The organism is Salicola sp. AFF1, from assembly GCF_056783195.1.
On sequence record NZ_JBXAYL010000042.1, the window covers coordinates 1 to 9972 of the forward strand.

At 58.9% G+C, this 9972-nt stretch carries 12 protein-coding genes; 2 read left to right on the forward strand and 10 right to left on the reverse strand.

Features of this window, described 5'->3' with window-relative positions; translation table 11 throughout:
* Window positions 1-483 precede the first annotated feature (483 nt).
* The 6 genes from AC1RQI_RS15745 to purC all read right to left on the reverse strand — a co-directional run bounded on the left by AC1RQI_RS15745 (window position 484) and on the right by purC (window position 4723).
* Entirely contained in the window at window positions 484-1110 is a 627-nt protein-coding gene (locus AC1RQI_RS15745; RefSeq protein WP_481905567.1) for a hypothetical protein, read from the reverse strand.
* Window positions 1111-1405: 295 nt separating this feature from the next.
* The gene (locus AC1RQI_RS15750) at window positions 1406-1591 is read right to left on the reverse strand and encodes a hypothetical protein (protein ID WP_416634938.1); all 186 of its coding nucleotides are present in this window, start codon (window positions 1589-1591) and stop codon (window positions 1406-1408) included.
* 185 nt (window positions 1592-1776) lie between these two features.
* Window positions 1777-2172, reverse strand: a complete 396-nt coding sequence (locus tag AC1RQI_RS15755) for a DUF2195 family protein (RefSeq protein WP_481905568.1) — start codon at window positions 2170-2172, stop codon at window positions 1777-1779.
* Window positions 2173-2175: 3 nt separating this feature from the next.
* Entirely contained in the window at window positions 2176-3183 is a 1008-nt protein-coding gene (locus AC1RQI_RS15760; protein WP_481905569.1) for an NAD-dependent epimerase, read from the reverse strand.
* A 15-nt stretch (window positions 3184-3198) separates the two neighbouring features.
* The gene (locus AC1RQI_RS15765) at window positions 3199-3945 is read right to left on the reverse strand and encodes a TIGR04219 family outer membrane beta-barrel protein (RefSeq protein WP_481905570.1); all 747 of its coding nucleotides are present in this window, start codon (window positions 3943-3945) and stop codon (window positions 3199-3201) included.
* Between the two features lie 58 nt (window positions 3946-4003).
* Window positions 4004-4723 carry a phosphoribosylaminoimidazolesuccinocarboxamide synthase gene (gene purC, locus AC1RQI_RS15770; RefSeq protein WP_481905571.1) on the reverse strand — a complete coding sequence of 240 codons (720 nt, stop codon included), beginning with the start codon at window positions 4721-4723 and terminating at the stop codon, window positions 4004-4006.
* A 145-nt stretch (window positions 4724-4868) separates the two neighbouring features.
* On the opposite strand from purC, the gene AC1RQI_RS15775 reads away from it, so the two are divergent.
* Entirely contained in the window at window positions 4869-6164 is a 1296-nt protein-coding gene (locus tag AC1RQI_RS15775; protein ID WP_481905572.1) for an MgtC/SapB family protein, read from the forward strand.
* A gap of 13 nt (window positions 6165-6177) precedes the next feature.
* Here the strand turns inward: AC1RQI_RS15775 and bamC are convergent, their stop codons facing one another.
* From bamC to AC1RQI_RS15795, 4 genes are all read right to left on the reverse strand, one after another.
* Complete coding sequence (gene bamC, locus AC1RQI_RS15780; RefSeq protein WP_481905573.1) at window positions 6178-7239, reverse strand: outer membrane protein assembly factor BamC; 1062 nt, start codon at window positions 7237-7239, stop codon at window positions 6178-6180.
* Entirely contained in the window at window positions 7230-8105 is an 876-nt protein-coding gene (gene dapA / locus AC1RQI_RS15785) for a 4-hydroxy-tetrahydrodipicolinate synthase (RefSeq protein WP_416634945.1), read from the reverse strand. The genes bamC and dapA overlap by 10 nt, the downstream gene beginning before the upstream one ends.
* Window positions 8106-8177: 72 nt before the next feature.
* Window positions 8178-9248: an AI-2E family transporter gene (locus tag AC1RQI_RS15790; RefSeq protein ID WP_481905574.1), complete on the reverse strand. Its 1071-nt coding sequence runs from the start codon at window positions 9246-9248 to the stop codon at window positions 8178-8180.
* Complete coding sequence (locus tag AC1RQI_RS15795) at window positions 9248-9505, reverse strand: sulfurtransferase TusA family protein (RefSeq protein ID WP_481905575.1); 258 nt, start codon at window positions 9503-9505, stop codon at window positions 9248-9250. Before AC1RQI_RS15795 ends, AC1RQI_RS15790 begins: the two co-directional genes overlap by 1 nt.
* A gap of 52 nt (window positions 9506-9557) precedes the next feature.
* Here AC1RQI_RS15795 and AC1RQI_RS15800 point away from each other — a divergent pair, with 52 nt between their 5' ends.
* On the forward strand, window positions 9558-9971 hold the full coding sequence (locus tag AC1RQI_RS15800) for a hypothetical protein (protein WP_481905576.1): 414 nt from the start codon (window positions 9558-9560) through the stop codon (window positions 9969-9971).
* Window position 9972 lies beyond the last annotated feature (1 nt).

A 9972-nucleotide genomic window follows, 5' to 3' on the forward strand; every position in this document is an offset into this window, starting at 1 on the left:
CGCTGAGCTAGGCAACACCGTTCAACGCCACCGCCGACGCCTTCCTTCAGACTGTGCCTGACACGGGTCAGCTCCCGCTCGTTCGCATGATCGATCTGTGGGCGGATCAACCCATACAGCCCCTTCAGATTGCCCATTATAGTCGCGAGTCCACGACTTCTCCGTGCCTGGCCGTTGTCACACCGGGTACGCTGATCGCGGATATAGCTTGCTGGTGGGGGTGGTTTTGCTTAAGTTGATGGCATTGGTGGCCCACCAGGGCCAGTCCGCCGTGGGGTGTATAGACTTCGCTTCGGGATTGCTGGAGAGTGAAGGTACGCATGAGTCGGGGAAAGCACTGACTGGGTGAATGGATGTCAGTTGCTATTATATCGCTCAAAGCCTTGTTATTGCAGGCTTTGGGCGCATTTCTGGTCGATTGAAGTAACGGATTCAGGTCATAGGGAACGAGCCGAATGATACCTGACATCTAACAACCTCCTTTTAATAGGTATTAAAGTTACACGCTTCCAAAACCTCAAACGTCTTCTCTTTTATTATTTCTCGGCTAACTACCAAATCATCTCCCGATGAAATAGGGGGCAACGTTTGAACTGAAAAAATCCAGCCGTCCTCCACCCCAACCCAATAACCGTGATTTTGCGCTTCGTTTTCAATGTTTACTCTTACTACCCCTGCATGCCCTTTAACCCCCCCTTCACTCCTAGGATGTTTGCTCAAGATTTCAGCATTGTAAGGGCTATCTTTGTAAAAGACTGAGATGTAGTTATCCTGATTTAATGCAGCCCCTTTAGAATACGCACTATTTTGTATATAAAGCCCGATCTTTTGTCTTCTGACAGTCCATATCATTAATTGATCAGCAACGTCGTACCCAAACGTCATTGACTCAAAACCATCCGCAAAGTCGTCCATTATAAAAAAAGGTGATGAGTCAACTATATCCTTTTCGAAGGAACAGATAATTGCATAGGAAGGGCTACTGTAGAGATTTTGAGAAAAAACTCCATCAAGTTGCTGATTTTTCGGATTGAAATCAGCTGAGAATGCCGCCTCCGCCATTAGCGGAAGGGAAAAAATTAAAGCGGTCCAGTTACGAGGGGATATCATCCTACGCATCCATGCTTTTACGATGAAACACTACTTTGCAGTGACTAACTGCACAATGTCAACCCGTTTTATTCATCAGCCCCGGCGATCCGACACGGGGTTGCTCTGTAGCTTGGTTCGCGCACCTCGGGGTGATCATTCAACAACCGCTTCTTTAGGCTCAACATAGCCGCTAACGGCCTATGAGAGGCCCACACCGTCTCATGGGCATCATTGGACCGGGGTTGGCGTGCTTGCGCACCGCCGACTCCGTAGCTCCCGTGCTGGAACCGTTGGGTAGAGCTTGAAAAGCCGATTAATGCTTCAACGCCTCCAGCGTTGGATTGCCGGTAAAGCGTATGCCCGCTGGGGCGAGGGCGTCGATCAGCCGCGACAGCGTGGCCTGGCGACGGCGGCGTTTGCTACAGCGGGCTCGTCCCCCACGGGCGCCATTGTGCGCCATGGCCCAGACCCGGTCCCGGCCCCAGCATGGCCGCGCCATCCACGTCACTCCAGCCCGGGGCGCGCTGCAGCACCAAGGTGCGCAACTGCTCGCTCAGCGGAACTACCATCCGTCATTTTATTGTGCAGCTGTTGCTGGTGAACAAAATGGGCTTAGGCGCTTTCGTGTTCCGTTGAAAATACGGCCGTTGAGTTATCTCCCCGTCCTGCGCTTCGAAATCTTGGTTAGCGAGGCGGCATGCACCCGGTATGAAGCCGATATTGGGTATAGCCATCAACGGCGTTGTCCGGATTGATCACAAAGGTGAAGGATCGGCTTGCGCCATCGGACAGTTGGCCCTGAGCGATTGATTCATGCTCGAACCCATCGCCAAAACCGTCAACCGTGTAGTGAACCAGTCGTGACTTACAGCCACAGGCGGCCGTTGATTGAACCCTTTCCAGATCGGCGTCTGCCAGAGTGACAGTCCCAACGTCACGCAACTCCTCAATGGAGACTCCGAGGCAGCTGTCTATTGAGTTGTTTACTACCACGGACTCAGCGCTTACAGCGGAACACCCCGTTGCCACAGCCAACCCACAAAAAGCGAGGGGTGCCTTAAGGATTTTTCGTGCCGCCATCGATCAGACCTGATAGAAATCCCGGTACCAATCCACGAAATTGCGTATACCGGTCTCAACCGGGGTTTCCGGCCGGTACCCCACATCCTCGATCAGGTCCTGAACATCAGCACAGGTGGCGGGTACGTCGCCGGGTTGCATGGGCAGGTAGTTTTTCTCGGCCTTGCGCCCCAGGCATTCTTCCAGCACTTCGATGAACCGGCCCAGTTCAATCGGGTTATTACTACCGATGTTGTAGAGCCGGTACGGCGCGTTACTGGTGCCTGAATCCGGATCCGCGCCACGCCAGTCCGGATTCGGCGTAGCCACATGGTCAAGCGTCCGGATAACCCCTTCCACAATGTCATCGATGTAAGTGAAGTCACGCCGATGATGGCCATGGTTGAACACATCAATGGGCTCGCCGTTGAGGATCCGCCGGGTAAAGATGAACAGCGCCATATCCGGCCGGCCCCAGGGCCCATAGACGGTGAAGAACCGAAGGCCGGTGGTGGGCAGCCGGTACAGATGGCTGTAGGTGTGCGACATCAGCTCGTTGGCTTTCTTGGAGGCCGCGTAGAGGCTCAGCGGGTGGTCCACATTGTCGTGGACCGAGAACGGCATGGTTTCGTTAGCCCCGTAGACCGAGCTGCTGGAGGCGTACACCAGGTGCGCCACGTCATTGTGGCGGCAGCCTTCCAGAATGTTCATGTGCCCCACCAGGTTGGCGTCCACATAGGCGTTGGGGTTCTCAATGGAGTAGCGGACACCAGCCTGGGCCGCCAGATGCACCACCCGCTCGGGGCGGTACTCGCTGAACACCCGTGCCATGCCCTCACGGTCCGCGATGTCCAGCCGCACCTCGGTGAAGCCCTCACGCGGTGTCAGCCGGGCCAGCCGGGCTTCCTTGAGGGAAACATCGTAATAGTCGTTAACGTTGTCCACACCGATCACTTCATCGCCGCGATCCAGCAGGCGATGAGCCACGTGTGAGCCGATGAACCCGGCTGTTCCCGTTACCAGTATCCGCAAGCCCGTTCTCCCTGGTTAAAAGCCAACGCCGAGGCGCACAAAGGGGCCGCTCAGCTCAGTATCGACCTTCAGGTCGCCGGAGGCGTCCACGTCCACATCAAACTGGCGATAGCCGCCCTGAATGTAGACGGGGTCGGCGTTGAAACTGATGTAGCCTTCCACATCCGTGGCCGAATCCCCATCAAATGAGATGTGATTCAGCTCGGCGCCCGCACCGAGGCCGGTCAGCGGCAGGTCCACATCGGCCCGCACATGGCCCATGGGAATCAGTTCGTCAACCTTGACGGTTTCGCTGTTGCCAAGGGGTCTCTGCTCTTCCATGAACACCTCGCCATCGAATTGCTTCACATTGAGCCCCAGATCCAGGGTCACCACGGGGATGGGCGCGGTGTAGAACGCCGTGTAATCCACATGGGTCAGGTCCGTGCGACTCTTCACGTCCCCTGTATAGGTGACGCCCTCGAAGTCGGTCGTCACACTACCGGTTGCCTCATGCTCAATATCGTTGTACCGAACCCTCAGGTTCGGAATGACCGGCACCGGATGCGCAAAACGGATAGAGAAGTTGTTGTGGCCCTCGCTGTCATACCCGAGGTCGTCCTCAACATCAATCGGATCGCCCCCGGATTGTACGGTTCCGGAAGGGGTCCCGCTCCAGTAGCCTGCCGTCACGTCCACATCCACCAGCGGCACCACGGCATTGGCGGTGCCGGCGCTGGCCATGAGCAGTGCCCCGAGAGCGGATTTTGTTGTTGTGTGCATTACGGAATCCTCTTGCTGTCAGCGTTTGTAGGGTGCCACGCCCAGTATCGACCGGAACTCAGACACGATCAAAGTCAATCCCCAGGCGCCGCCCCACTTCCTCATAGGTCTCGATGACGTCCCCAAGGTCCTGCCGGAACCGGTCCTTGTCCATCTTGCGCCGGGTTTCGGCGTCCCAGATCCGGCAGCCATCGGGGCTGAACTCGTCACCCAGAACAAGGCGCCCGTCTGCCCGTCCGAACTCCAGCTTGTAGTCCACCAGCAGCATGCCGGCATCCAGAAACAACTGCTTGAGCACACGGTTCACCTGATAGGTGCGCTCCTTCATCACCCGGAGCTCTTCAGCCCCCGCCCAGCCAAAGGTCTCGGCGAGGGATTCATTGATCATGGGGTCATGCAGGTTGTCGTCCTTGAGAAACAGCTCGAAGGTGGGCGGTAGCAATTCCTGGCCTTCCTGAACGCCCAGCCGCCGGCACAGACTGCCGGCGGCGTAATTGCGCACCACGCATTCCACCGGCAGCATCTCCAGATTACGCACCAGGGATTCATTGGACGCGAGCACGCGCTCAAAATGGGTTGGGACGCCAGCGTCCTCCAGCTTTTGCATAATGAAGGCGTTAAACAGGTTGTTCACCCGCCCCTTGCGCTCAAGCTGGGCGACCTTCCCACCATCAAAAGCGGACGTATCATCCCGGAACGCCAGTACGAAACGTTCCGGATCCTCCGTACGATAGACGGATTTGGCCTTGCCGGCGTAGAGTTCGCTGCCTTTTTCCATCACGCTCTCCCAGGTTACGGTTACGCGGCCGGTCACGGCCCTGAATGGGCGAATGATAGCGGATCGGCGCCAACCAACGCCATGATGACGCAATGCGCAGCGCCACTTGCAGCCCTATACTGCCAAGTGAGCAAGGAGAGACTGCATGGAGTCACTGTTTACCGAGTTTATTACGGCCAATCACGACGCGCTTCATCTTGGCGTTGCCCTGCTGTTGGGGATGCTGGTTGGGCTTCAGCGTGGTTGGCAGGCGCGTGACCGGGGGCCTGGCGAGCGCATTGCCGGTATCCGCACCTATGCCCTGACGGGGCTGATGGGTGGTATTACGGCGCTGCTGGCCCGCGAGATAACACCCTGGGTGCTGCCAGCGGTATTCCTGGGGCTGGTCGCCCTTAACCTGCTGGCCTACTGGATGCGCGCACCGCGCAGCGGTGATTACAGCATTACGGGGACGATCGGCCTGCTGCTGACCTTCTCCTTCGGCGCCATGGCGGTCAGCGTGGATGTGACACTGGCGGCCGCGGCCGCCGTTGTGACAACGCTGATTCTGGACCACAAAGCCGAAACCCATGGCTTGCTGGAAAAGCTCCAGGCCCGGGAGCTGGATGCGGGCCTCAAGCTTCTGACCATCTCCGTGGTTATGCTGCCGCTGCTTCCAAACAAGGGCTTCGGGCCCGGCAGCGTTCTCAATCCCTATGAGATCTGGTGGCTGGTGGTCATGATTGCCAGCATTTCTTTCGTGGGGTATTTCGCCATCCGGGTTGCTGGCACCGGCAAGGGCATCCTTTTCACCAGCCTGTTTGCGGGGCTCAGCTCTTCTACTGCCCTGACGCTGCATTTCGCGCGCCAGGCACGCGATACCCAGGCGCTTTCCCCTCAGCTGGCGGCAGGCATACTGATCGCGTGCGGCACCATGTTTCCGCGCGTCCTGGTCTATTGCGTGGTCATCAATCCCGAGCTGCTGCCGCACCTGGTTCAGCCGGTACTGGCCATGGCCCTTCTGCTCTACCTACCGGCCGGCTTGATCTGGTACCGCAACCAGGCCGCCCTCAACGTGGGCCAACCCATCCTCAACCGTAACCCGCTGGATCTTCAGCCTGCCCTGCTTTTCGGCGGCCTCCTGACGCTGGTCCTGCTGGTGGGGCACTGGCTCAAGGAATGGCTGGGCGACGCGGGCATCTACGCGCTCTCCGCCGTCTCCGGTATTGCCGACGTGGATGCCATCACCCTCTCACTGACACGCATGGCCGAGTCCGCTATTGATACTGAAACGGCTGTCATCGGCATTGTCCTGGCTGCTGCCGTCAACAATATCGTCAAGGCGGGAATGGCTGGCGTGATTGGACCAAGAGCGCTCGGAACCCGGGTTGCGGCCCCCATGGGGATATCCCTGGTGGCCGGCCTTGCGGTCGCCGGCCTCCAGGCAAGCTTCTCAGGCTGACGCAGGCGCCGTCTCAGCGCAGGGTTTCATAGAGGGAGTCGAGAATCGCTGCCGTCTGCCCTGTCTGCTCCAGGGACTCACGGGGTTCAATACTGAGCCGATAGCCTTCCTGTTCGTCCGTCAGTCGCAGCTCCGCATTGATCCGCGGCTCCGCCTGATGACGCCAGAGCCACCAGCCCCGGCTGCGTTGCTGCTGGGTCCGCAGGTCCAGATACCAGACGCCCTCGCTGCGGTTGCGGTCCACTACGGTAAGGTCCATACCGCTGAGCGCCCGATCCACTTCCGCCCAACTACGGTCAAACGCCAGATCAAGCATCAGCGCCTGCGTCTGGTCATCAACCTGGTCGCGACTCACGCGTTCATCCCGCGGCAGATCCAGCGCCACCCGGGAGTAGGTCTTGGTATCCGCGTTTGCCTTGAGGTAATCCGCCAGGTCCTGCAGCACGGTCTCTTCCCGGTCGGGATAGGTCCCGTCCTGCTGCCAGCTCAGGCGCTGACCGGCGTTGGAAGCTGCGGCCACGAGTCGCGCCTGGACCTCCGTGCTCCGGCTCTGAACCCCGTGATCCACCTTCACCTGCAGGATCAGAGGCCTTTCTTCATCCAGCCCTTCAATCCCGATCCATTGGCGGGCCCGAGCCGAACGGTTGAGCGTTGTGGTCTGCTGGATCCCGGCCCGTGGGTCGGCATGGGCCACGTCCACCCCCCGATCATTGAGGAAGTCCGACACCGCAGGCCAGACCCGGCCCGGAACCTCATTGACCACCAACCAGCTCAGATCACCCGACCGGGAGACCTGGTAATTTTTGGCCATGATCTGCCCGGTCAGATCAGGGGGACGTGGTAGCTCAAAGTCGCCCTCCTGATCGACGCTGGCATCGGTTCGGATCTGCGGGATCACGTACTTGCTATCAAAGGACTGCCGAGAGAGATCCTTTGGTACCTCAAGGGGCTCTCCCTCCGGCTCGTCCCGATACTGAAGGGATCGATCCGGGAACAGGCCACAGCCCCCCGCCAGCGGTAGAACGGCCATGATGGTAACGAGACGGATCCGAGGGGAATACTGGTTCAGAGGCATTCCGCCGCCTTGAGCGCGTCCCGCACGTCCGCCCTGTATTCCTCACTCAGCGGCGTCATCGGCAGGCGGATGCCCGAGCCGATCAGCCCCATCTCGTACATCGCCCACTTGACGGGAATCGGATTGGCTTCGAGGAACAGCTTGCGATTCAATGGGGTCAGGATTTCATCCAGCCGGCGAGCCTCGGCTTCATCACCACCAACGGCAGCCTCACAGGTCTGGGCCATCAGCCTGGGCGCCACATTGGCGGTCACGGATACGTTGCCACTGCCCCCGCGCAGCATCAGCTCCAGCGAGGTACCGTCATCGCCGGAATAGACCCTGATCCGGTCGCCCACCATGCGCACCAGCTCTTCGCCCCGGCTGACATTACCGGTAGCGTCCTTGATACCGACGATGTTCGGGATGTCGGCGAGCCGGTCAACCGTTTCATTCAGCATGTCGCAGGAGGTGCGGCCGGGCACGTTGTAGAGGATCTGGTTAACATCCACAGCCTCGGCCACGGTGCGGAAGTGCTGATAGAGACCTTCCTGGGTGGGCTTGTTGTAGTAGGGGACCACCAGAAGGCAGCCATCCACGCCGATCTCCGCCGCCTCACGCGTGAGGTCAACGGCCTCGTGGGTGGAGTTGCCCCCGGTGCCCGCAATGACCGGGATCCGGCCATTGGCGTGGGTCACGACGCGGCGGATCACGTTGATGTGTTCGTCCGGGTCCAGCGTTGAGGACTCACCGGTTGTCCCCACGGCCACGATCGCGCTTGTGCCCGCTTCAACGTGATAGTCCACCAGTTTATCCAGGCATTCCCAGTCAATACGCCCATCGGCGTCCATCGGGGTTACCAGTGCAACCAGACTCCCAGTGATCATACCCGCTCCGAACCGGTTAAAAGGGCAATGGTAATCGCGCCTTCAGGGCGAGACAAGAGCCGCATCGGCGCATCAGACCTCGGTTGTGTCAGGCTCTTCATGAACCGGCCAGGATTTCATGATGGCATTGAGCACAATCGCCAGTGGAATGGCAAAGAATACCCCCCACATGCCCCATATCCCGCCAAAGACCAGCACCGCCAGCATAATGGTAACCGGGTGCAGATCAACGACTTCGGAAAACAGCAGCGGCACCAGGACATTACCGTCAACGGTCTGGATGACCAGATAGGTCATCATCAACCAGAAAAACGTCTCGCTCCAGCCAAACTGGAACAGTCCCACCATGGCTATGGGGATGGTCACCACGGCGGCCCCCACATAGGGAATGACCACCGAGAAGCCAACCAACAGACTCAAAAGAGCCGCGTACTCCAGGCCAATCACTTTCAGGGCCAGGTAGGTGACACTGCCCACGATCAGAATCTCGATGGCCTTACCACGCACGAAGTTGGCAAACTGCATGTTCACCTCCCGCCAGATGCGATCCATCATCGGTCGCTCCTGAGGGAGGAAACTGCCCAGGCGCTCCAGAATCAGAAGCCGATCCTTAAGGAAGAAGAACACCAGTATCGGTACCAGCACCAGGTAGACCAGCAGGGTGATGAGCCCGGGAATGCTTTCCAGCGAAAGCGAGACCAGCCATTGGGTAATCTGCCCCATTTCAGCCGTAACCTGGCTGAGCAGCGCATTAACCTCATCCATGGATACCAGCTGGGGGTATTCCTGAGGCAGGGTCTCGATGTAGCGCTGGGCCGCCCGCATCATCCGGGGGAGTTCGCCAGCGAGCCCGGATACCTGCCCCCAGACCAGCGGCAGCAGCCCCAGGATAAAGGCAATGAAAAGACCGATGAACAGCACGAACACCAGCGTAACGGACAGCAGGTGTGGCACCCCCAGCCGACGAAGCTTGGCGACCACCCCCTGGAGAATGTAGGCAATGATGATACCCGCGATAAACGGCGCCAGGACCCGCCCGAGCAGCGCGATCACCAGAAAGGAGCCGGCCAGCAGCAGAACGATGATGACGGCTTCTTCATTCGAGAAATAGCGGGCGGTGAATTCGCGCAGCATGCGGACCATCAGCCCTGCCCTCCTGAACTGGCGCCACCACACCGGATGAGAAAGACCCACTGGCCTTCCCCTTCCTCCTGGTGCTCAAGCTCATGATCGGACAGGGACAGGAAGGCGGGAATATCCCGCGCCGAGCCCGGGTCCGTGGCGACCACGCGCAGGCACTGACCAGGACTCATACCGTTGAGACAGAGTTTGGTTTTAAGCAGGGGCATTGGGCACTGCAGACCACTGGCATCCAGATGCTGGTCCACGCTATCGCTCATGGGCTGGTTCCACTCCATTCAAAACTCGCGCCCATACTAGCATGGATGGAGTGTGACACCTGAAGATGGTTGCCTGTACCCACCCTGGCGGATCTGGCATTGTTACCCCATGCAACGCGCCATCGCCCTCTTCCTGATTCTCTGCCTGATCGCCTTCCCGGCCATACCCGCCGAATCGAAGAAGCTGCCGGCTATCGGTGGCAGTGGGCTTATCGAAAGCCAAAAGGAGCACGCCATAGGGCAACAGGTGCTGACCCAGCTGCGCCAAAATGCCCCGCTGGTTTCGGATCCGATGCTGAGGGAGTACTTTGAGGACACGCTGCACCGGCTGATCCCCTACGCCCCGCTTCAGGACCGGTCCATTACGCCCCTGATCATCAACAAACCGTCACCTGAATCAGTGACTTCGCAGGCCAATATACCCCGCAAAGCGCAAGCTGGGCTAATACGGGCAAAATCTGAATAGA

What these genes read in the sequence shown, in the direction of transcription:
- AC1RQI_RS15745 (WP_481905567.1), bottom strand. Translation starts at nt 1,110, where the DNA reads ATGATATCCCCTCGTAACTGGACCGCTTTAATTTTTTCCCTTCCGCTA.
- AC1RQI_RS15750 (WP_416634938.1), bottom strand. Translation starts at nt 1,591, where the DNA reads ATGGCGCGGCCATGCTGGGGCCGGGACCGGGTCTGGGCCATGGCGCAC.
- AC1RQI_RS15755 (WP_481905568.1), bottom strand. Translation starts at nt 2,172, where the DNA reads ATGGCGGCACGAAAAATCCTTAAGGCACCCCTCGCTTTTTGTGGGTTG.
- AC1RQI_RS15765 (WP_481905570.1), bottom strand. Translation starts at nt 3,945, where the DNA reads ATGCACACAACAACAAAATCCGCTCTCGGGGCACTGCTCATGGCCAGC.
- purC (WP_481905571.1), bottom strand. Translation starts at nt 4,723, where the DNA reads ATGGAAAAAGGCAGCGAACTCTACGCCGGCAAGGCCAAATCCGTCTAT.
- AC1RQI_RS15775 (WP_481905572.1), top strand. Translation starts at nt 4,869, where the DNA reads ATGGAGTCACTGTTTACCGAGTTTATTACGGCCAATCACGACGCGCTT.
- bamC (WP_481905573.1), bottom strand. Translation starts at nt 7,239, where the DNA reads ATGCCTCTGAACCAGTATTCCCCTCGGATCCGTCTCGTTACCATCATG.
- dapA (WP_416634945.1), bottom strand. Translation starts at nt 8,105, where the DNA reads ATGATCACTGGGAGTCTGGTTGCACTGGTAACCCCGATGGACGCCGAT.
- AC1RQI_RS15790 (WP_481905574.1), bottom strand. Translation starts at nt 9,248, where the DNA reads ATGGTCCGCATGCTGCGCGAATTCACCGCCCGCTATTTCTCGAATGAA.
- AC1RQI_RS15795 (WP_481905575.1), bottom strand. Translation starts at nt 9,505, where the DNA reads ATGAGCGATAGCGTGGACCAGCATCTGGATGCCAGTGGTCTGCAGTGC.